We start from the raw sequence: 22,747 nt of genomic DNA, 5'->3' as shown, positions 1-22,747 counted from the left end.
CTCTATGAAACCAAGAGAACTTGTTGAAGCATGGGTAAAAGCCTTTAATAATGCTGATGCTCATGCTTTAGCCTCATTTTATGCCGAATCGGCGATTAATCACCAAGTCGTCAAACCTCCGGTTGAAGGAAGAAATGCGATTTTTGAGATGTTTGTTTCTGAATTTGCGAATGCGAAGATGGTTTGCATCGTCGAAAATATTTTTGAAGATGGTGAATGGGCTATCCTGGAATGGAAAGACCCACTTGGGCTTAGGGGTTGCGGATTCTTCCATATCATCGAAGGAAAGATTGTGTTTCAACGTGGCTACTGGGACGAATTAACTTTTCTACGACAGCACAATCTACCAATTCCAACCCATTAAAAGATTAAGATTGGTCAGCGTCAACCTAGATATGATGAGCGACCAATCTCTACTTTCAAGCAATGCCTAATCCGCTACAACTAACGCGATCGCTAATCCGTCATAACCCTTGCTACCAACTGTTTGGAGCGTGGTGGCTTTAACTCGTTGTTCTGCTGCTAGCAATGTATTAAATTTACGCACACCTTGAATATTTTCGTCGCTACTATCGGCATCAATTACCGCACCTTTACGGATGACATTATCGACAATAATCACACTACCTTTACGAGTGAGTTTGAGCGACCAAGTAAAATAATCGGGAATATTTACCTTGTCAGCATCAATAAAGACCAAATCGAAGGGTGCTTGACCTTCAGCAACCAATTGAGGCAATGTATCTAATGCTGCGCCAACACGAATTTCGACTACATGGGATAAGCCAGCCCGTTCGATATTTTCGTGAGCGACTTCAGCATGTTTGGGATTAGCTTCTAGGGTAATCAATTTACCATCTGCTGGTAGTGCCCTTGCTAGCCAAATTGTACTGTAACCAGCCAATGTCCCCAATTCTAAGATTCTGGTAGCACCACGAATTTGAGCGAGGATATGTAGTAATTTGCCTTGGTTGGGAGCGACATTGATTTGAGGTAATTCAGCATCGATGGTCGATTGAATAGTGGCATCTAATGCAGAATCAGAGGGTACGAGTAAGCTGTTGATATATTCGTCAACCGCAGTCCATTGAGTTTGAGTCATGGTTCTAATTTGGTAAATTAAACAACTTGGTAATGTTCCACCGTTGGAAAGGGGTCGTAAAAGTGATGTAGAAGGGAACGCCATTTTTGATAATCTGGGGATTGTCTAAATCCAACAGTGTGGTCTTCTAAGGTTTGCCAACGCACCAGCAAAATGTAACGATTTGGAGTTTCGATACAGCGTTGAAGTTCGTGAGAAATATATCCAGACATGGAAGCAATGATAGATGAAGCTGTTTTGAAAGCAGTTTCAAATTGTTCCGCTAAACCAGGCTTAATTTCTAAAATTGCTACTTCTAGTATCATCAGAAAATTCCAATTAGGACATTTTATTTATGAGCGATCGCATGATTACTCAGATAACTTTGTAACCGTTGATTTAGAGTTCCTGTATGTAACTCAAATAAATGATTGTCGTAATCGTAAAAATACAAGGAACGTCCTTCTCCTTCAACACGACTTCGACCTTCTTTCACTTCTAAATTCATAGTTTTCACCCTTGCTGCATATAGCTCGTAGTCTTCCTCTGCTATTTTAAAAGCCACATGATTATAAGTTTTCTCTAGTAAAGAATTTCCTTGCATGATAGCAATCCATAAGCCATTAATTAGGAAGAATTTTTCTTGAGAAATCGAGAAAGTTTGCTTACCACTAGAATAAATTTCCTCCGCATCAAATATATATACAAGCAAGCTCGTCATTTTCTCCAAGTCTTTGACAATGAATGTGATATGACTAATTCCTTGAATCATTATTTTAAGACAGTAATTGAAATAACTGCCGCATATCATTAAAAACAATCTTCGCTCCAGCAGCAGCTAAAGCTGCACCATCGCTATGTTGGGAATAACCAAAAACGGTCATTCCTGCCGCATATGCAGCTTCTATACCTGTCGGAGAATCTTCAATAACAACACAATTTTCTGGTTTCGTATTCATTTGCTCGGCTGCATAGAGATACACATCGGGAAAAGGTTTAGGGCGTGGAACATCATGAGAACTATATAATTTTCCATCAAATATATCTAGAAGTCCCGTTAACTTTAATACAAGTTGAATATGACGATGGGTACTATTTGATGCTACGCATTTTGGTAATGTAAGTTGTTTTAAAACTTCAGAAATTCCGTAAACCGGCTGTAATTCTTGCTGCAATGCAATTACTTGTTTTTCTCGACAACGTTCGACAAAATTAGCAGGAATTGGTTTTCCATAGGATTCCTGTATAATTTTTAGACAAATTGTAAGTGACTGACCTACAAATTGCTGGACGACTTCTTCATAGGTCATTATAAACCCAAATTCGGTTAATGTGTCCGCAAAAATGCGATATATAATCGGTTCGCTATCGACTAATACTCCATCGCAATCGAAGATGATAAGATCGAACTGATTAATACCCATATTGTTGTCTTAAATATCATATTTTGAATTTCGTATTTTCAAGATCAAAAATATTACTCTTAGTTTTCGATTTGGTGGATGATAAGGCGATATCCAATATCTAGCTGTTCGATATCTAAAATATCGACATTTTTTGCTGTCCAATGTCCACTTTCAAGCACTTCCGGTTGTGTGTTTTAATTGAACTATCGCGTTTAATTACAGCAGTTGACAAAGTTGCCGCATATCATTAAAAACAATCTTTGCTCCAGCAGTAGCTAAAGCTTGACCATTGCTGTATTGGGAATAACCAAAAACAGTCATTCCTGCCGCATATGCAGCTTCTACACCTGTGGCAGAATCTTCAATAACAACACAATTTTCTGGTTTAGTATTCATTTGCTCGGCAGCATAGAGATACACATCGGGAAACGGTTTGGGACGTGGGACATCGTAACAGCTATATATTTTTCCAGCAAATTGATGCAGCAACCCCGTTAATTTCAATACCATTTGAATATGAGGGTGACTGCTATTTGATGCCACACATTTTGATAATGTAATCTGCTTCAATACTTCGCTAATTCCTGGAACTGGTTTTAGTTCTTTATGCAAGGGAGCGATTTCTCGCTCTTTACAAAGTTCCATAAAGTTTTTGGGCAATGGCTTGTTATAAGATGTCTCGATAATCTCTAAACATGTTTTTAATGACTTGCCAATAAATTTTTGAGTTACTTCTGCATAGGTAATAGGAAAGCCAGCTTCAGTGAGTGTTTCTGCAAAAATGCGATTAATAATTGGTTCGCTATCAACCAAGACCCCATCACAATCAAAAATTATCAGGTCGAATTGATGTTTGCCCATTTTTCAGCGTCTATCCTGCTACCTCTAATTGTGCTGCTTCGACTTTTTCTATTTGTTCTATTTCTGTGAATTTCGAGCCAATCGTTATCACTATTAGCATCATTAATAGACTTGTTACCATAATAATACTTACCACATTGGGGTCTGTAAAATTATTTGTACCGACTAATAATGCGGCGGCGAAATTACGTTGGGCTGTTCCCACTGCGAGTACGCGCTGGGTATCAATACCGGGACCACCTAAAAGATAGCCAACGCAAAAGGAAAAAATAATAAATACTGCACAAACAAAAATTGCCCCTGTTTTTAACAAGCCAATAATGTCGTTCGTATGGACGATTAATCGGACTACTAAACCTAAAAGCAAACCAGCGCTTGATAATTTCACAAAAATTGGTTGAATAATAACAGCGATCGCTGCAAATTTGGCTTTGATAGATAATGCGATCGCTAGGGGACCAACCATCAGTAACAATAAGGGTTTACCGATGTCCCAAGAGCTAATTTCCACACCTTGCACTACTAGCGGCAGAACTATGGGCAGATAAAAAATTGTGCCGAGCATCAGCATCATCATTAATCCCACAGAAAAGGCGATATTTCCCTTAACAATTAGAGCAAGTTTGGGCAAAGCAGGGGGACCTGATGCCAGTGCCATAATCAGTAAACCATTTTTGAGGGGTTCGCTGAGGGGTACTATTTGTACCAACAAATAAATAAAAAGTGGGACTAATACAAAATTTGCCAACAGAGACAAGATTACGAGTCTCAGACTGCGGAGTGGTTCCCAAATTTTTTCTATTGTTAAACTTAAGCCTGCACTAAACATCGTGCAAATAATAAATGTGAAGAGGGTAACTTTGTCGATGATTGCTAATAGTTCATTCATGTTTTGAGAAAAATATGGGGCAGGTTATCAGGTAGGGAAAAACTGTAAGGAGAAAGAGAGCAAGAAAAGGAAGAATTTCCCCCCTATCTCCCCTATCTCCCAATTCTTAATTACTTGAGTTCCAAGCTAACTTGTTGTAAATTACCAGTGAAAGCAAAGGGTACTTGATAGCTATCCACGACTGGAGTCCCCGTATCTCTGCCCACATCAAAAGTTTCGTCCAGGGCTAAACGGTAAGCAATGGTTTTATCAACTCGACCTTCAGCTACCTGTCGATCGCCGATAAATAATTTACCAGTGCCACCCGTACCGACACCACCGTCATAGTCGAAGTTGAATCTGATTTGGGATTTACCGGATGGCAATTTTTCCGGGGATTGGATGGTGTAACGGGCTGTATTGGCGTAGTTGTAGACATAGGTAGGTTTGTCATCCTTGAGGAAGAAACTCCAACCTGCAAAGCGTCCACCTTGGGTAAGGAGAACACCTTCGGCTCCATTTTCTGGAACTTCTACATTCGCGGTAATGGTGAAGGAGCGATTTTTGAGGTTGGGAGCGCTACCTTCTGGAATGCCAACTGTACCAGGATAGTAGGTGAATCTTGTGCGTCCTTTGGTGAGACTGGGGCGAATTTTGACATCAAATCTTTCGGCGATGCGATCGTCTAATGGTAGTACTTGGTGCTTACGGGCTTCTTTTAAAAATAACTTTTGCAATTTTTCTAGCTTATCTGGGTTTTGCTTCGCTAGATTATTTGCCTCGCTAAAATCTTCGGCAATATTGTACAGTTCCCACTCATCTGTCTCAAAACTGCCTTTGACAGTCCGTTCCCAAGGTAAGCGACCATGACGCGCTGCTGCAATCCAACCTTCATGGTAAATGGCTCGATTGCCTAGCATCTCAAAATATTGAGTTTCCCGATGGGAAGACACATTCGGATCATTAAATGTGTATGCAAGGCTAGTACCTTCGATTGGTTGTTGTTTGACACCATTAACTTCCTTCGGAGCAGTAATTCCCGCTACTTCTAAAATAGTAGGTGTAATATCAATAACATGATGGAATTGGCTACGAATACTACCTTGATCTTGAATATTTTTACCCCAGGAAATCACCAAAGGGTTACGAGTACCACCAAAGTGAGAGGCGATTTGCTTTGTCCATTGAAAGGGTGTGTTAACTGCCCATGCCCAAGCTGCGGGAAAATGGTTGAAGGTTTTGGGGCTACCCAAATCATCGTAGGCAGCTAGGAGTTGTTGGAGATTTTCGGGTACACCATTGAAAACTTGTAGTTCGTTGACGCTACCTGTTAATCCCCCTTCGGCGCTAGCTCCATTATCTCCAACTACGTAAACTACCAGGGTGTTATCAAGTTCGCCAAGCTGCTCAACAGCATCGATTAGCCTACCGACTTCATAATCTGTATGGGCTAAAAATCCCGCGAATACCTCAGCCATGTGGGCATAGAGCTTTTGCTGGTCTGCTGAGAGAGAATCCCATGCGGGTAGTTCTGGGGGACGGGGAGTAAGTTGGGTATTGGCAGGAATTACACCCAGTTGTTTTTGGCGATCGAAGATGTCCTCGCGCAATTTATCCCAGCCTTGGTCAAATTTGCCTTTGTATTTATCGATCCACTCCTTGGGAGCATGGTGGGGTGCGTGGGTTGCTCCGGTAGCCAGATAGGCGAAAAAGGGTTTTTCGGGAGCAATGGATTTTTGATTGCGAATCCAGGCGATCGCATGGTCAACGAGGTCAGGTGTTAGGTGATAATCGGGTTTGTTGGGTTTGTCTACACGTTTGGTATTTTCGACCAAAGCTGGACTCCACTGATTAGTATCACCGCCAAGGAAACCGTAAAAATACTCAAATCCTAACCCTGTGGGCCAGCGATCGAAGGGTCCGGCAGCGCTGGTTTCAAAGTCGGGGGTGTTATGCCATTTACCAAAAGCAGCTGTGTTATAGCCATTTTGTCGCAGTATTTCCGCAACCGTGGCAGCACTCTTAGGTAAAACTGTTGTGTAGCCGGGATAGCCTGTAGCTAATTCCTCTACTACTCCTGTATTTACCGAATGGTGATTACGTCCAGTTAACAAAGCTGCCCTGGTCGGCGAACATAGGGCTGTGGTATGAAATTGGTTGTAGCGCAACCCTCTTTCCGCGAGACGGGTGAGGTTGGGAGTCTCCACCACCCCACCAAAGGTACTGGCTTGTCCGAAACCCACATCATCTAAAATTGCCAGCAAGACATTAGGAGCTTTAGCTGGGGCGCTGATGGGTTGGGGAAAGTCTGGTTGTGATTCTTTGTAGGTCAGACCAATTTTCCCCTTGAACTCTGGTTCGGGAACAGGTAAAACCTGCGATGTGGCTGCTAGAGCAGGGCTATCGATCGCTAATAAAATTACGAGTAAAAATAACGCGATCGCCTTTGCTGTATCTGGAAATAAATTCCAGTGTATGAATTTAAACTTCATTCTTCATCCTTTCTGTTATCAGATTCTTCACCAAGCGAAATCCGATATGAGTAGTTCCCGTATCGGGGGCTTGGGATTCTCGTGCTGCTGGACGGAAGCGACTGCAATAATTGGGCGCACACAAATAAGAGCCACCTTTGATTACATGGAGAACTGTTTCGCTAGGCTTATTGGGGTCAAAGCTTGCTGTTGGTCCTGTGGGATTAACACTATGGCTTTTATGGTTGTGTCCCGGTTGAAACCAATCTGTCGTCCATTCCCAGACATTACCTGTCATGTCATAAAGACCATAACCGTTGGGTGGAAAGGAACCAACAGGAGCAATACCCACGTAACCATCGCTTTTGGTATTAAAAAAGGGAAAGATTCCTTGCCATGTGTTGGCTTTTTTCTCAGAATATTGGTCGCCCCAGGCATAAGTTGCGTTGTCTAATCCACCACGAGCAGCATATTCCCACTGAGCTTCGGTAGGTAAGGATTTTCCTGCCCATTGGGCATAGGCTAGAGCATCTTCGTAGGCAATATGCACAACTGGATAATTTTCTTGATGGGTAAGCGCACTTTCTAACCCAAATGGATGTTGCCAATTCGCCCCTATTTGCCAATGCCACCAACTCAGGTATTTTGCTCCTGGTTTTGCGATTTGAAAAACTAGAGAACCAGGTAATCTTTGCTCATCTGGTAAATCGGGAAACTGCTCCTTTGATAAAGGACGCTCTGCAACTGTTACATATCCTGTCGCTTTGACAAACTCTGCAAATTGCGAATTGCTCACCTCATGTTTATCTATACAAAAAGAACTAACTGTTACCTCTTTTTCTGGGAGTTCTTCTATATAGCTGGAATTATCTGACCCCATCATAAATTTTCCACCAGGAATCCTTACCATTTCTGAAGGACAGGGATTTGTACTAGCTGCAACAACAGGAGGAACTATGAGTGCCGCCGTAGGCATCGTTATTGCTGTAACTAGTAGCAATACTAAAAAAAATTTCCTGGACACTGTGGTGCTTAATACTAACAAAAGGAAATTAAAATTCGGAATCAATATGGCTAAAATTTAACTTTGATAGGGACGCGGTAGTTGGCGTAATTTGTAAGCAGTATCTAACTCACTATTGTTTTTTCTACCATATCCCCAACCCAAAGTACGACGATACTCACCCATAATCCCACTAGCAATTAAATCATCTTCATTCACAGCAATCTCTGTATGGGATTCTGGAGCAACATACAGCGCATCAACAGGACAATATGCTTCACACATAAAGCAAGTTTGACAGTCTTCTTTGCGAGCGATCGCTGGTGGTTGCTTGGGAACTGCGTCAAAAACATTGGTTGGACAAACCTGAACACAAACGTTGCAATTAATACAGAGTTGATGACTAACAAGTTCAATCATGATACTGTTCCTACTAAACTTTTATACCGAAGCTGTGGTTTGAGTAATTAATTTTGATGGTGTGTCAACTGGATCTACAATCCAATCCTGTCTTACCCAAAGTTTGTCTAAACCACCTGTGGCTTGGTAATAGCGTTGATTGGGATCGGTTTCTGGGTAGTCTATGCGGATATGTTCGCTGCGGGTTTCTGTGCGATGGAGGGCGCTAAAATAACCCCACCGGGCTACAGCAGTGAGGGCTGCGGCTCGTCGAGAAAATTCCACATCGCGGACGTTATCTTGTTTGGGGCTATTTTGTACCTGTTGCCATAAAGTTTCTAATTTAGCGAGGGAATCTAACAGTTTTGATTCGGAACGTAGATAATTTTTTTCCAAGGGGAATACCTCGGCTTGTACACCCTTAACAATGGCTTCGCGATCGCATGTTTCGGAACTTGGGGAATGACTTCTCAATCCGGCTTGACCAACGGGATGGGCAATTCTTTCGTGAGCATAATTTCCTAATTTTTTGGCAAATATAGCCGCACCTTCTCCAGCCCATTGTCCTGTGGAGATTGCCCAGGCAGCATTAGGTCCACCACCACCGGAAGCCAACCCTGCTAAAAATTCCCGCGATGCTGCATCCCCAGCTGCGTAGAGTCCGGGAACCTTGGTTGCACAAGTATCATTGATAATCCTGATACCACCCGTACCGCGAACTGTACCTTCTAATACTAAGGTCACGGGTACTCGTTCACTATAGGGGTCAATTCCAGCTTTTTTATAAGGTAGAAAAGCGATGAAATGGGATTTTTCAATTACTGCTTTGACTTCCGGTGTGGCTCGATCCAAACGAGCGTAAACAGTACCTTTAAGCAGAGCATTGGGAAGAAATGCTGGGTCACGACGACCATTGATGTAGCCACCTAAATCATTACCTGCTTCATCGCTGTAACTAGCCCAACCAAAGGGAACTCCCCGTGTTACGGTAGCATTAAAGGCAGTGGAGATAGCGTAGTGATTGGAAGCTTCCATACTAGAAAGTTCACCCCCCGCTTCTACAGCCATGAGCATTCCGTCCCCGGTATTCGTATTACAACCCAAAGCTTTACTTAAGAATGCACAACCACCATTTGCCATAACTACCGCAGCAGAACGAATAGTATAAGCACGGTGATGTTGTCGTTGTATACCCCTAGCACCTGCCACCGAGCCATCTTCAGCTAATAAAAGTTCTAAAGCGGGACTTTGGTCAAGAATTTGTACACCAAGCCGTAACAGTTCTTTGCGAAGCACTCGCATATATTCAGGTCCATAATAACTTTGGCGCACAGATTCCCCGTTTTCTTTGGGGAAACGATAACCCCAATCTTCGACCAGGGGTAAACTTAACCAAGTTTTTTCAATCACCCGCTCAATCCAGCGTAAGTTAGCCAGATTTTTACCAATACGGTAACGCTCCGATGCAACTTTTTCCCAATTTTCTGGAGAAGGAGCCATAATTCCGTTTCCACTGGCAGCAGCTGCACCACTCGTACCAAGGAAACCTTTATCAACAACAATTACTTTCACACCTTGGAAAGCTGCCGACCAAGCTGCCCATGCTGCCGCAGGACCTCCACCAATTACCAATACATCAGTGGTTAATTGCAGTTCATTTTCAGGATTAACAAACATTGTTATTTATGTCCTTGTTGTTTGAGTTGCGATCGATTTCTCGTTCCATCGCCCTGTCTTAACTTAATGATTCGAGACAGAGCCTCGCGCATTGCATCCCCACCCAGAGCTTGTCCCCCTTGTCCCCCTTGTCCCCCTTGTCCCCCTTGTCTCCCTCGTCTCCCTCGTCTCCCTTGTCCCCCTCCCTACCCCTTACCACTAACACCAGCCTCAACGGGTAAAAATCCCCCAGCCTGCATTTTCCATAACTTGTAGTAAGCGCTACGTTTGGCTAATAGTTCTTCATGGCTGCCATCTTCGATAATTCGACCTTTATCAAATACTAAAATCCGGTCGAGGTGGGAAATTGTCGATAGACGATGAGCAACTACAATCACTGTTTTTCCCTGCATTGCTGAATCAAGGGTATTTTGAATCGCTTTTTCAGTAATTGAATCGAGGCTGGAAGTTGCTTCATCTAAGATGAGAATTGGTGCGTCCTTGAGGATAACTCGGGCGATCGCAATCCTTTGTCTTTGTCCTCCCGAAAGTTTGACACCCCGCTCTCCTACCAAGGATTCGTAACCTTCTTTGATTTGAGCGATAAAATCATGGGCATAAGCTTTGCGTGAGGCTTCCACGACTTCTTCATCACTGGCTTCCAAGCGACCATAACGCAAATTTTCTAACAATGTCCGATGAAATAAAGATGGGTCTTGGGGAATTAAACTAATTTGCGAATGTAAGGCTTCTTGGGTCATGTCTTTAATATCAACCCCATCGATGAGAATCTGTCCAGATTGGGGATCGAACAAACGCAAAATCAGATTGACAAAAGTTGATTTTCCAGAGCCTGAGAATCCTACCAATCCCACCCGTTGACCAGGTTCGATGGTCATTGACAGGTTTTGAAATACCTGTTTTTCATTGGAATAGCTAAAATTAACCCTGGAAAACTCAATTTTTCCTTGGGTAATGGGGTGAGCGATCGCATTTTCCTGGTCGATGATTTCGTGGGGTTGAATAATTGTCCCTACCCCATTACTAACATTGCCGATATGCTCGAAGAATTCCATAAAGCGTTTGCTTAAATTCCGAGCTTCGCTAATGATTAACAGCGACAAACTAGTTGCTACGACAAAATCCGCAGCAGCAATTTTCCCCTGACTCCAAAGGGAAAGCGAATAGTACAAAGTACCGATTTTCAGAAATGCCGATGAGACAAATTGAAATAAACGGATGCGTTCCGAATACCAGTTAGATTTTCTAACTTCGATGAGTTCTTTTCTTAGTCGCTCGTTTAAATAGCGTCTTTCAAAACCTAACCGGGCAAACAAGCGACTACTAGTTAAATTCGTCACCGCATCAACAATAATCCCTGTGGTTTCACTCCTTTCGGCGGCGGCTCGACGGGAATAAATACGGCAGCGAGTCGCTAACCAGAAAGAAACACTAATAAATATAACAGCCCAGCCACCAACGAATCCAGCTAATGGAGGATAAGCACGATAAAGCAATATTACTGAGACAATATGTACAATTATTACTGGCATAAATTCACTCAGTAGCATCTGCATCGTTTGGGTGACTCCCAGTGAAGTTTCCGCGATGCGATGCGCCAAAGCACCAGCAAAACTGCTACTTAGGTAGCGGTGGGAATGCTGTTGTAAGTAGGCATACAAACAACGGACTATATGTTGACGGTGGATGGGATGACGTATGGTCATCAGTAATCCCGATATTCGCCCAAATACTACTTCTCCTAAACTTAATCCGACGAATAACATCAGGGGTTGTTGAACAGCATCAAAAATATACCTGCTATCCCCCGTTGAGCGTGTCACACTGCGGATAATTTCGCCAATCGCATAGGGCAACATAATCCCACAAATGGCGTGAATCGCTTCCAAAATAGTTATCGATATGTACCACCAACGGTAATAACTGACAAAATAATAAATAAATCCCAAAGCTGTTGATGGCAAATTTGGTACATTGGCAGCACGTTGAAAAGATTGAGATGAATGAGATTTGTTACTTGAAAAACGGCGATCGCGTCGTATCACTTCATATTCTCCCTAACATCATCACAATTTGCCACTATTTCACTGTTTAATGAGAACCACCATTCTGTAAATGCCATGTGCTCTCGTTCTCGTTTGGGCAGGATATGATCGAATAAAGCACTTGTTACATCTCTGATTGCGGAGTCATCATCTATTAAAGTATCGTCAAGGTCAAATAAGCTTTAATCATAATGCGCTCCAAAATGGAGATACGATGCAACCTGTGTAATCTTATGCATTAACAAATGCGATCGAATTGATAGTTTTCAACTACGCTTACTTTGAAGAATAGGAGGAATCTCATTCAGTTCATCGATGATTGCATCTGCTTCTTTTGCCTCTATCCAGTGTGGACTGCGTTTCCAAATCGCCATCATTCCAGCATTCTTTGCCCCAATGATGTCTGCTTCAGGATGATCCCCAATAAAAATGCTGTCCTGGGCTGCCACACCTAATCGATTTGTGGCTCTCCGAAAAATTTCAAGTTGGGGTTTTCTGACTTGTTCAACTTCCGAAATCAAGATGACATCAAAGTAGTCTCGAATGCCCAATCCATTAATTGCACGAGCTTGAAAATGCCCTAATCCGTTAGTGATGATCCCTAACAAATAATCTTGCTGTTTCAACCAGTTCAATGTCTCCTTCAGGAAATCAAATGGAATGCAATGAAACTGAAACTGGGTTTCGTAGTCTTCAAGTAATTCTTGCCAACTAATCCCCATAATTCCAAATTCCGAGACTAACTGTTGATAAACCTTATCTTTCCAAATATAGCCATGGGAATCTAGCTCGATGAAGCGAGTAATGTAATTGCTTTTAGGAATGTGATTTAAGTGGGCAATCAACCTATCGTACTGTGCAGTGATGAATTGCTTAATCGAGGTATCGCGATCGAGTAATGTTTCATCTAAATCGAAAAGAACTGATTTCACCATTGATTAAATCATTAAATTACGAAGGGCTTGTTATGCGGTTGGCAACCGGCGCATTAGAATGACATTCATGTTTCTAGAGATGTAGTTATTAAATCGCTCACTCAATAGGTTTGGAACCTCGATTGGTGAAACTTCTTGAAATCCTAATTGTTGATAGAATGATTTCAAATGCTGCCACGGGATACAGTAACAAAATTGAAAAGTCAGTTGATCGGTACAAGCTTGAAGTAGTTGTGTACCAATACCCTGACGCTGAAACGGAGCTAATACCTGCATTCCTCGAAGGGTAAAAAAATCGATATTTGGACATAACCGGACTGCCCCGATAATTTGTCCCTCTAGTTGAGCCATAAGTGTCAAAGCTTCCTCACTCAGATCACCTCCATATCCACATTGCTTGTAAAAAGCTCTAATGCTTTCGATATCCACAAGTCTTGCGCGTCTGATTTCTGTCATATCTAATTCTTCTCACTGCCAAGTTAATCGCTAATGACTGCGCTTATTTCCAAAAGCACAATGTTAAACTTCATGCTGATAGATATCGGGATTATGCTTTTCCATAAATCTTTCAGGCTTGAGCAACGATTTAAAGCCAAATTGATGATACAACTCCTGTGCATCCGCAGTGCTTAACATCCAACGTCGTAAACCTTGAAGCTCCGGGTGCTTCAGAATGCATTCAAGTAACCATTTTCCCAACCCTTTCCCTCGATAGTCCTCAACAATAAAAACATCAGCGAGGTAAGCAAAGGTAGCGAGATCGGTCACCACACGACCGAAGCCAATTTGCCGATGATCCTTAAAAAGTCCAAAGCATAAAGAATGATCAAGAGCTTTAACGACAACTTCTCTCGGTATACCCTTTGCCCAGTATGAGGACTTGCTTAAGAAGTTGTAAATCAGCTCAACATCTAAAGCTTCCCGACGATCGACAACTGTGAATTCTCCTTTTTCCCACTTCATAAGTGAATGCAGTTAAGTAGGTGTTGAAAATTAATTACACATGATGATTATGAGCAGAGTGTAGTATTTGCAATGGTTTGGGATTTTAAAAATGTAACATTTATTTTCAACTACCACTTATTGCTAACGCACGGCATCTCCTTTGCGGTATTCAGCTGTGATATTGTCAAGTTTTTGTTTCCAGCTGTCGTCAAGTTTTACTTCTATTGCTTGCAAACTATCGGCAAGTTGCTCTGGACGACTTGCACCAATTATTGGAGCAGTGATAATTGGATTTGCTAATACCCAAGCCAAAGAGAGAGTAGTCAGTGACAATCCAGCTAAATCTGCTACTGTGCGTAACTCTTCGACTGTTTGAAACTCGCGATCGCGCCAATAACGTTCTTGATAGCGTTCAGCAGCAGCACCCAGGGTAAAACGAGTACCTTCGGTTGGTCCCTGAGCAAGATTATGTTTACCTGTCAGTAATCCACCCGCCAAAGGATTGTAAGGAATTACACCCAATCCTGCTTCCTGTGCTAAAGGTAATAATTCCCGCTCTATCTCCCGAAACAGGAGATTATAACGAGGTTGTACGGAAACAAATTTAGTTAAATTACGTACTTCTGCCCGACCAAGAGCCAGTGCTAGTCGGTAAGCAAGGAAGTTAGAAACTCCGATATAGCGTACTTTACCAGCCCGAACTATGGTATCTAAAGCTTCTAAGGTTTCATCAAGGGGTGTGGAGGTATCATCGGAATGTAATTGATACAAATCAACATAATCGGTTCCCAGTCGTCTTAGGGAAGCGTCGATCGCATCCAAAATATGTTTGCGTGAAGCACCCTGATCCCAAGGAGCAGTTCCCACCTTGCCAACGCATTTGGTTGCAACGATAAAGCGATCGCGTTTACCCTTAAGCCAGCGTCCAATAATTTCTTCTGTACTTCCTGCTGTTGCGACTCCACCACCGAGGGGATAAACATCAGCTGTATCTAAAAAATTAATACCACCATCGGCAGCAGTATCAAGAATCTGCCTCGAAGTTTCTTCATCTGCTTGCAATCCAAAAGTCATAGTTCCCAAGCAGAGACGGGAAACAGTCAATCCAGTTTTACCGAGTTTTGTTGTTGGTAATGTCATAATTACTGACTTTCATCTAGTACTACGTCAAGGTTAATTGGAGGGATATTTCCCCCTTGTCTCCCTCATCTTCCTTGTCTTCCTTGTCCTCTCCCTACTTAGAGAAAACGATAATAAACTACACAGCTACAGAAGCTTGACGACTCTGAGAAATCAACCATTCTTGCAATTTGGGGTCGCTGTAAACTTCATCGGCAATGAAATGATCGCCTTCTGACAAGATAGTAAAATCTACTTTTGCTCCCACTCCGCGCAAGGTATCGACAATTTGCTGCGTATCCTCAATAGACAGTTTTTCGTCTTTGCCACCTTGGAAGATTTGGATAGGAATTTCCTGAAGTGCAGCTAGTTGAGTTTCTTCTAATCTCTGAGGTACACGACCAGAAACTGCTACTAAACCAGCAAAGCGATCGCGATTGGAAGCTGCAATATGCCAAGCTCCAGCAGTACCTAAGCTAAACCCAGATAAAATTACACGGGACGGATCGATGGGATGGGAAACTATCAATTCATCTAGTAAAGCAATTACATCTGACTCCCGCTCTACCCAGGTTTGTCCTTCAGGAAGTTGGGGAGCAGCAAAGAAATAAGGTAAGGAATCTGAAGTCTCGACAAAACGAGGGAAACCCCATGTTAGTAATACATTTAAATCGGTTCCTCTGTCTCGCGCTCCATGTAGAAACAATACCAAAGGTGCAGGTGTGTTGGTATTATTAGAAACTGCTGAGAACAGATAAGGTAAAGAGCCTTTGATAGTATCTTGAGAGCGTTGTTCGATGGTCATAAATATTGCCTGTAAATTGTTTTTATTGAAGTAGTCGTCATGTAGGCGCTAGCCTTCTCTTCGAGTACTGCGTACACCAGGGCAGATGAAAATAGGCATTGGGCATTAATTATTTCTCCCTTATCCCCCTTGTCCTCCTTGTCCCCCTTGTCTCCCTTGTCTCCCTTGTCCCCCTTATCCCCCTTATCCCCTTATCTCCCTTGTCCTCCTCGTCCCCCTTGTCTCCCAGTTCCCCTGCTTTTTCAAGCTAGTGCGGGCATCTTGCCGACGTATTAATTTAGATAAATTGCCCGCGTTTGGGATCAAGCATCGCGATCGCAACCAGAAAGAGAAGAAAGAGATGATGGAGATGGGAGAAATTTCTGCCTCCTTTCCACCTCCGATCACCTTGTTAGAGAACACTTGTCAAGCCAAAAATCAATTCTCCAATGTTTGCAACAACTACATTTTGCAAGCTTCTTAAGCAGTTACTAAACCTTTATCTGCTTGTGCAGATTCGATTTTACTTACCTTGGATTCAACAGCAGTACCCTTGAAGAAGTCGGGGTTTGCTTCGGTATAAAACTTGTAGGGATTAGCGAAGACGTAGGACTTAAAGTCAGCTTCGGAAATCACACCTTCCACTACTAAATCCCAGCTTTCTGCTAAGGGGTCAGTTAAATCGGGCACATCCCAGTGACCAACGTCTGAGGAATAGATGGCGTTAATTTTGACACCTAAAGGATTAGCTTTATTGTTGAAAGCTGTGGCAATGGTGCGGTCATCGGATTCGGAACCAAAGAAGAAACTATTAACCCAGCGATCGCGGATATCTTCAATGGTTTCGATACCTGCTGCGGCAAAGTCTTCGAGTTCGTTGGCTGCTGGTTGACGGCTATAACGATTGAAGGAAGAACCAAGCACAGTTTTGGTTAATTCCTCATTGCTGAGAGGAAAGGCTTCTATAAACTCGCTACCAAAACGCTGGAATAATTCGTATAATTCATTGGAATTGGTCAAATCGGGATTGTAGTTCTGCAATCCTTTGAGACTACGTTTGGAGAAACGATCTACCAAATGGATGTAGACATGAGCGCCCCAATCGGCTCCACCTTCCAGCATTCCGACCCGTAGCTGTGGGAAACGTTTGGTAACACCACCAAAGAAGAGGGCTTTGGCAAATGCTTGGGAACCATCCGCAAAATGACCGATATGGTTATTCATGTAGTTGCTGATGGAAGAGCGTCCAGTCCAACCTTGGCTACCATAGTGAGTAGTAACGGGCACACCTAATTCTACAACTTTTGCCCAGAATGGATCGTAATCGTATTCGCTATCGATTCCGTAGAAGTCCATGTAAGAGGCGTGTTTAGCGATTTCTGGATATTTATCGGCTGGATATTTATCCGCGATCGCCTTAATTGGTCTTTTCACGCCACCAGGAATATTTGCTACTTTTAACCCCAGAGTTTTTACTGCAAATTCTAATTCTTCAATCGCTTCTTCGGGGGTATTCATCGGAATACCAGCTACGGTCGTCAGGCGATCGCTATATTTGCGATACAAGTCAGCATGGTAGTGATTCACTGCTCGTTGCAATGCTTGACGATGTTCTTTACCTGCTCCTGTTGGTGCTAGCACATTGTTGGGAAACAGAACAGAATAGTCTGACCCTTGCTCTGCCTGACGTTGATAGAATAATTCTGGCAAAGTGTAAGTCGCCAAATCTAAGGTATTGCGGGTGACTCTTGCCCACCAGGGAGAGCGAATTGTCCGGTTGTACTGACGTTCTTCTGGAGTTTGTTGATACCAATCTTTTCCGTCGGTTTTCGAGTTGAGACGGGAAGATTCTGCTTTGCGTAATGCGTCTACAAGTTGTGCTCCACCATAATTAGCAATGTAATCCTCAATCGCAGGTGTGAAATCGTTGGTATGAACATCAGTATCGATGATGGGATAATCAAGGTTAGCTTTGATGGCAGCAGAGCGGGAAGTTTTTAAGCGGCTATATTCAGTCATTTTGATTTCCTTTAATTACAGATTGTGCTGAGGATTCAATCTTTTAGGTCATTTTGTATCCAAAAGTTGCTAGCTTTTTGGTGACATTGCTGGGACTAATCAATCGCATTGACATATCTGAAATAGGAGGCGATCGACAAAAGTTATCCTTGTTTTGGTATACCTTAACCATTTGAAGAAAAGAAAATTTATTGATTATGCCAAAACTAATCTTTCATCCACTTTTTTCGCTGCAAAATTATTTTGAGGACGGCGTAAACCGAGATTTTCTCTCAGGGTACTACCTTCATATTCAGTACGGAAAAGTCCCCGTTTTTGCAGGATTGGAATTACCAGATTCACAAAGTCATCTAATGCTGTCGGTAAAACTGGTGGCATGATATTAAAACCATCTGCTGCACCGTTGTTAAACCATTCCTCTAGTTGGTCAGCAATGCTTTCAGGGGTTCCAATTATGGTACGATGCCCCCTTGCAGTAGCCAATGCTAAATACAATTGACGTAGTGTTAAATTACCACGATTCGCTAAATCTTTGACCAGTTTCAGACGACTCTTATTATTGTTAGTTTCGCTGTTTAATTCAGGAGCTAAATCATCTAGGGAATATTGGGACAAATCGACATTTTTGTAATACTTATTTAAAATTCCCCAGGCAACATCGGGATGAATTAATGATTGCAGAAATTCATACTTTTCTTGAGCTTCCGCTTCTGTACGTCCAATCACCGGAAAAGCTCCGGGCATGATTTTTAAATCATCTGGAGAGCGTCCATATTTTGCCAATCGACCTTTTAAATCGGCATAAAATTCCTGAGCATCAGCCAGGGTTTGATTCGCAGTAAAAATCACCTCAGCAGTACGAGCAGCTAAATCCCTTCCTGCTTCCGAAGCTCCAGCCTGTACAATGACTGGATAACCCTGGGGTGGACGACCAACATTTAAAGGTCCTCTGACAGAAAAATGTTTACCCTTGTGGTTAAGTATATGCAGTTTATCGGTATCGAAGTAAACACCAGATTCTCTGTCACGAATGAATGCATCATCTTCCCAGCTATCCCACAAACCTTTAACTACTTCTACAAATTCTTCTGCACGTTCGTAACGCAGACTATGGTCGGGATGCTTGTCGTGACCAAAATTACCTGCGGCATTTTCATTCCCCGTGGTGACAACATTCCATCCTGCCCTACCATGACTGAGATGATCCAGAGAAGCAAACTTACGTGCCAAAGTATAGGGTTCTTCGTAGGTAGTCGAAGCAGTAGCAATAAAACCAATATTTTTGGTGACAGATGACAAAGCTGAAAACAGCGTCACTGGCTCAAAATGAACTATTTTACCATTGCGACTCTGGGTTTCTGGAGCGTCACCCCAAACACCTGGACTATCTGCCAGAAAAACTGCATCAAATAAACCACGTTCGGCAGTTTGGGTAATTTCTTTGTAATGCTCAAAGTTCAAACCAGCATCTATTTGCGAACCGGGATGTCGCCAAGCAGAGACATGATGTCCAGTGGCTTGAATAAATGCACCTAAACGAAACTTGCGTGTTTTGCTCATCTGCTGTTGTCTATAAAAATGGTGAAAAATTGCGGAAGAGTCAGATTACATAGTGCTTCCCTTTGAGAACATCGTTGTTTTACTTCTGACTTATGACCACTATGACGATCAGCTCGCTAGATTATTAAATTCCTCAAAATTCTTTCCAAATCAAGGCTTGAGACACTCTTGCCAACCTGATCCCGTAATTCGGCAATCATATATGCAGTAAATAGAGTTTGCATGACACATACCAAAACAAAAGTCTATACTGTCAATCACAATGATTATGATACACTAAATGTTAGATTGTCAAACATTAAGTCTTGCAAATTTTTCCGAGCCTTAGAACTCAGTCATTTGGGGGGGATGACGGTAGTTGTTGAAGGTTATAAGCCGAGATTTCAAATTTGGCTTCGGAGGAAATTACTCTTTCCAGGGAATCATAGTGCTGTATACAAAACTTTTCAAACTCGATTATCACTTTGTCGTATTCTTCATCGGAGACTTGCCAACATAATCCATATGCTCGTGATTTGTAAAAATCTAATAATTCTGCAATAGTATTGGTGACTGTCCATTCTTTGGCGACAAAATAATTGGACTGATAGCCTTTTTCGTGTAAATATTGTTCTAAATCTCTTTTTTCGCGTAAATATTGCTCTAAATCTCTTTCTTCTATTGCTTTATCTTGAGATTTCGATTCTGGCGGATAATTCTTGTATTTCGACTGTATTGCTCGAAAATAGGCTTCAAATTCTCTTCTTGCTGGTGGGGTAATCCATTGACAATTGAGAAAGTAACCTCCTGGCTTCAAAACTCGATCGATTTCATCTAAGAATATTTGGCGATCGCCTACAGTATGAAGCATATGCACGGTTAATACAACGTCAAAACTGTTATCCTCAAACGGTAACTGGGAAGCATCTGCATGAACTAGTGTCAAATTCTCAGGAGTTCCGTTTAACTTCTGCCGAAACTGATTTAGCATCTGTTCAGAAATATCAATCCCTGTTACTGAATAACCGCGTTTTACTAAAGGAATAACATTTAATCCAGTTCCGACTCCAGGTTCCAGAAAAGATGTTTTAGGTGTTGCAAATACAAGATTGAGAATAAAGTCTGCAACTTCATCCGCTATGGATTCTGTCAACCAACGTGTTTGATCATAAATCTGCGAAATTTTGTCGTAGTAGTTGTTTTTATTCATTTTTTTTACAACTGTGAACTTTATTTATAATGATGTCATCCGAAAATTTCACGAGAAAAGCGATTCATATTCGCTAATAATTCCGCTAACATAAGCATATTTAGTCTGAAGCTTAAAAAACAAGCCACAAATGGATTACAATTTAGAACAATTTGCCAGCGATAACTACTCTGGAATTTGTCCAGAAGCATTAGAATATATGCTGCAAGCAAATCAAGGTAGCGCTCCTGCCTATGGAAATGATATCTGGACTCAAAGAGCGGCTGATGGGTTTCGAGAATTATTTGAAATTGATTGCGAAGTCTTTTTTGTTTTTAATGGGACTGCTGCAAATTCTCTATCATTAGCGGCATTGTGTCAATCCTACCACAGTGTTATTTGTCATGAAAATGCCCATATTGAAACTAGCGAATGTGGTGCGCCGGAATTTGCTTCTAATGGCTCTAAGCTACGACTTGCTAAGGGTGAAAATGGTAAGTTAACAATTGAATCAATCGAAGCTTTACTATTAGGGAAAAGAGCTGATATTCATTATCCAAAGCGTAAAGTAATTAGCTTAACTCAAACTACAGAATTAGGAACATTATATTCTCTTGATGAATTGGCTGCCATCCAAGATTTAGCTCAAAAACATGATTTAAAAATTCATATGGATGGCGCACGTTTTGCAAATTCAGTAGTCGCTCTCAATAAAAGCCCTGCGGAAATTAGCTGGAAAAGTGGTGTAGATGTATTATGCTTTTGCGGCACTAAGAATGGTATGGCGATGGGAGAAGCAATTATTTTCTTTAATAAAGAATTGGCAGAAGATTTTGCCTATCGCTGCAAACAAGCGGGACAACTAGCTTCTAAAATGCGATTTATCTCTGCCCCTTGGTTAGGTTTATTAGAAACTGGTGCTTGGCTAAAAAATGCTCGTCATGCGAACCAATCTGCGGAGTATTTAGAGAATGAATTACTAAAAATAGAAAGTCTTGAAATTATGTTTCCCAGGGAAGCAAATGCTGTTTATGTGAAGTTATCTGATAAAGTCGCTACTAGTTTAAGAGCAAAAGGTTGGCTATTTTATAGTTTTCTTGGTGTTGGAGGAGTGCGGTTGATGTGTTCTTGGAATACCACCAAAGAGAGAATTGATGAATTAATTAGAGATATCAAGGAGGCTCTTATTTAAGGTTTATAGCAATATCTTTCATGATATAGAAAAAGCTAATTGTTTTATGAATGAACGACGCGATCGCGTACCTTTTGACCCTTACTACTTTGAGAAACAAGCTGCTCAAGGAAAAACATTTTCTCTTGATGAAACTTTCAGCCATATTTATCAACAAAATTTGTGGAATGGTGGGGATTCTCCTTCGGGAGCGGGAGCACACAGAAGTCAAACGCAGTTGATCGAAACTGAACTTCCAGAATTATTAAAAAAACTACAGGTGAATGTGTTTCTGGATATTCCTTGCGGGGATTTTAGTTGGATGCAATCAATAGATTTACCAGTATTGAGTTATATTGGTGCTGATATAGTTACCGAAATTATTACAGAAAATCAAAAGCGATACGAACATAAAAATCAACAGTTTTTTAAACTAAATTTAGTCAGTGAATCTCTCCCCAGTGCGGATTTATTATTTTGTCGAGATTGTTTTGTACATTTTTCGTTTGTAGATATTTTTTCGGCTTTTGATAATATTCAACGCAGTCAAATTACCTATTTAATGACAACAACGTTTCCAGATTGTCAGTCAAATGAGGATATTATTACGGGTGATTGGCGCTTATTAAATCTGGAAAAACCGCCTTTTAATTTTCCTCATCCCTTATACTTGATTAATGAACAATGTAGTGAGGGAGATGGATTATATCGAGATAAAAGTCTGGGACTATGGAAAGTAAAGGATATTCCTCGAAAAAGCTGTATTAACGACATAGGAGAATGTGTATGAGCAACCTCATCGAATATGAAGACGCAAGCGAAGAAGTGCGAGCGGTATATGACGATATCCGCACCACCAGACAAACTGAATATATCAATAACTTTTGGAAAGCATTAGCAAACCATCCTCCTACTTTACGCAGAACTTGGGAAACTTTGAAAGAAGTGATGGGAAGTTCCGGTGAAATCGATCCGTTGACGCGAGAATTGATTTATATTGCTGTTAGCGTTACAAATGGTTGCGAATATTGTATTGCTTCCCATACAGCAGCAGCACGTGCTAAAGGTATGAGCGATAAAATGTTTGGCGAACTAATGGCAATTACAGGTACTGCGAATATGACAAATCGGTTAGCAAATGGTTATCAAATTCCTGTTGACGAGCAGTTTAAAAATACGTAAATCAACATAATTATTTCCCTTCACATAATATATTTGTGCGGCTATGATTTCAG

General features: G+C 41.7%; 23 protein-coding genes. 4 read left to right on the top strand and 19 right to left on the bottom strand.

Annotated features, from left to right (window positions below):
• The first annotated feature begins 4 nt into the window (after window positions 1-4).
• Window positions 5-364: a nuclear transport factor 2 family protein gene (locus IJ00_RS08875; RefSeq protein WP_035152179.1), complete on the top strand. Its 360-nt coding sequence runs from the start codon at window positions 5-7 to the stop codon at window positions 362-364.
• A 66-nt stretch (window positions 365-430) separates the two neighbouring features.
• Here IJ00_RS08875 and IJ00_RS08870 read toward each other — a convergent pair whose 3' ends face one another.
• The 19 genes from IJ00_RS08870 to IJ00_RS08780 all read right to left on the bottom strand — a co-directional run bounded on the left by IJ00_RS08870 (window position 431) and on the right by IJ00_RS08780 (window position 20,362).
• A complete protein-coding gene (locus IJ00_RS08870; RefSeq protein ID WP_035152175.1) occupies window positions 431-1,102 on the bottom strand; it encodes an O-methyltransferase in 672 nt (223 codons plus the stop codon).
• Window positions 1,103-1,119: 17 nt separating this feature from the next.
• The gene (locus IJ00_RS08865) at window positions 1,120-1,407 is read right to left on the bottom strand and encodes an antibiotic biosynthesis monooxygenase (RefSeq protein WP_035152173.1); all 288 of its coding nucleotides are present in this window, start codon (window positions 1,405-1,407) and stop codon (window positions 1,120-1,122) included.
• Window positions 1,408-1,430: 23 nt separating this feature from the next.
• The gene (fosX, locus tag IJ00_RS08860; protein WP_035152172.1) at window positions 1,431-1,853 is read right to left on the bottom strand and encodes a FosX/FosE/FosI family fosfomycin resistance hydrolase; all 423 of its coding nucleotides are present in this window, start codon (window positions 1,851-1,853) and stop codon (window positions 1,431-1,433) included.
• 4 nt (window positions 1,854-1,857) lie between these two features.
• The gene (locus tag IJ00_RS08855; RefSeq protein WP_035152169.1) at window positions 1,858-2,505 is read right to left on the bottom strand and encodes an HAD family phosphatase; all 648 of its coding nucleotides are present in this window, start codon (window positions 2,503-2,505) and stop codon (window positions 1,858-1,860) included.
• Window positions 2,506-2,703: 198 nt separating this feature from the next.
• Window positions 2,704-3,348: an HAD family phosphatase gene (locus IJ00_RS08850; protein ID WP_035152166.1), complete on the bottom strand. Its 645-nt coding sequence runs from the start codon at window positions 3,346-3,348 to the stop codon at window positions 2,704-2,706.
• Between the two features lie 10 nt (window positions 3,349-3,358).
• Window positions 3,359-4,237: a bile acid:sodium symporter family protein gene (locus IJ00_RS08845; protein WP_035152164.1), complete on the bottom strand. Its 879-nt coding sequence runs from the start codon at window positions 4,235-4,237 to the stop codon at window positions 3,359-3,361.
• Between the two features lie 110 nt (window positions 4,238-4,347).
• Window positions 4,348-6,708 (bottom strand): arylsulfatase, encoded by a 2,361-nt coding sequence (locus IJ00_RS08840; RefSeq protein WP_046814771.1) that lies wholly within the window; start codon window positions 6,706-6,708, stop codon window positions 4,348-4,350.
• Complete coding sequence (locus tag IJ00_RS08835; RefSeq protein ID WP_046814770.1) at window positions 6,698-7,663, bottom strand: formylglycine-generating enzyme family protein; 966 nt, start codon at window positions 7,661-7,663, stop codon at window positions 6,698-6,700. The genes IJ00_RS08840 and IJ00_RS08835 overlap by 11 nt, the downstream gene beginning before the upstream one ends.
• Window positions 7,664-7,768: 105 nt before the next feature.
• Window positions 7,769-8,110: a 4Fe-4S dicluster-binding protein gene (locus IJ00_RS08830; protein WP_035152159.1), complete on the bottom strand. Its 342-nt coding sequence runs from the start codon at window positions 8,108-8,110 to the stop codon at window positions 7,769-7,771.
• A gap of 21 nt (window positions 8,111-8,131) precedes the next feature.
• A complete protein-coding gene (locus IJ00_RS08825) occupies window positions 8,132-9,766 on the bottom strand; it encodes an FAD-dependent oxidoreductase (RefSeq protein ID WP_035152156.1) in 1,635 nt (544 codons plus the stop codon).
• A gap of 185 nt (window positions 9,767-9,951) precedes the next feature.
• A complete protein-coding gene (locus tag IJ00_RS08820; RefSeq protein WP_238178474.1) occupies window positions 9,952-11,811 on the bottom strand; it encodes an ABC transporter ATP-binding protein in 1,860 nt (619 codons plus the stop codon).
• 266 nt (window positions 11,812-12,077) lie between these two features.
• Window positions 12,078-12,746, bottom strand: coding sequence for an HAD family hydrolase (locus IJ00_RS08815; protein WP_035152154.1), 669 nt, complete (start codon window positions 12,744-12,746; stop codon window positions 12,078-12,080).
• Window positions 12,747-12,776: 30 nt separating this feature from the next.
• Window positions 12,777-13,202: a GNAT family N-acetyltransferase gene (locus tag IJ00_RS08810; protein WP_035152151.1), complete on the bottom strand. Its 426-nt coding sequence runs from the start codon at window positions 13,200-13,202 to the stop codon at window positions 12,777-12,779.
• 63 nt (window positions 13,203-13,265) lie between these two features.
• A complete protein-coding gene (locus IJ00_RS08805) occupies window positions 13,266-13,709 on the bottom strand; it encodes a GNAT family N-acetyltransferase (RefSeq protein WP_035152148.1) in 444 nt (147 codons plus the stop codon).
• Window positions 13,710-13,832: 123 nt separating this feature from the next.
• Window positions 13,833-14,831: an aldo/keto reductase gene (locus IJ00_RS08800; protein WP_035152145.1), complete on the bottom strand. Its 999-nt coding sequence runs from the start codon at window positions 14,829-14,831 to the stop codon at window positions 13,833-13,835.
• Between the two features lie 118 nt (window positions 14,832-14,949).
• Window positions 14,950-15,615 carry a dienelactone hydrolase family protein gene (locus IJ00_RS08795; protein ID WP_035152143.1) on the bottom strand — a complete coding sequence of 222 codons (666 nt, stop codon included), beginning with the start codon at window positions 15,613-15,615 and terminating at the stop codon, window positions 14,950-14,952.
• Between the two features lie 459 nt (window positions 15,616-16,074).
• A complete protein-coding gene (locus tag IJ00_RS08790; RefSeq protein WP_035152141.1) occupies window positions 16,075-17,613 on the bottom strand; it encodes an amidohydrolase family protein in 1,539 nt (512 codons plus the stop codon).
• A 195-nt stretch (window positions 17,614-17,808) separates the two neighbouring features.
• Window positions 17,809-19,173, bottom strand: coding sequence for an LLM class flavin-dependent oxidoreductase (locus IJ00_RS08785; RefSeq protein WP_035152138.1), 1,365 nt, complete (start codon window positions 19,171-19,173; stop codon window positions 17,809-17,811).
• 331 nt (window positions 19,174-19,504) lie between these two features.
• Entirely contained in the window at window positions 19,505-20,362 is an 858-nt protein-coding gene (locus IJ00_RS08780; protein WP_035152134.1) for a class I SAM-dependent methyltransferase, read from the bottom strand.
• Window positions 20,363-20,492: 130 nt separating this feature from the next.
• On the opposite strand from IJ00_RS08780, the gene IJ00_RS08775 reads away from it, so the two are divergent.
• From IJ00_RS08775 to IJ00_RS08765, 3 genes are read left to right on the top strand one after another with little or no spacing between them, the layout of a single operon-like run.
• Window positions 20,493-21,533, top strand: a complete 1,041-nt coding sequence (locus IJ00_RS08775) for a low specificity L-threonine aldolase (RefSeq protein ID WP_035152131.1) — start codon at window positions 20,493-20,495, stop codon at window positions 21,531-21,533.
• Between the two features lie 46 nt (window positions 21,534-21,579).
• A complete protein-coding gene (locus IJ00_RS08770; protein ID WP_046814769.1) occupies window positions 21,580-22,302 on the top strand; it encodes a class I SAM-dependent methyltransferase in 723 nt (240 codons plus the stop codon).
• Window positions 22,299-22,694, top strand: coding sequence for a carboxymuconolactone decarboxylase family protein (locus IJ00_RS08765; RefSeq protein WP_035152127.1), 396 nt, complete (start codon window positions 22,299-22,301; stop codon window positions 22,692-22,694). The genes IJ00_RS08770 and IJ00_RS08765 overlap by 4 nt, the downstream gene beginning before the upstream one ends.
• The last annotated feature ends 53 nt before the right edge of the window (window positions 22,695-22,747 follow it).

Source organism: Calothrix sp. 336/3, from assembly GCF_000734895.2.
Lineage (GTDB): Bacteria > Cyanobacteriota > Cyanobacteriia > Cyanobacteriales > Nostocaceae > 336-3.
Note: the sequence above shows the minus strand (reverse complement) of the source record. Positions and strands in the feature narration are given on the sequence as shown.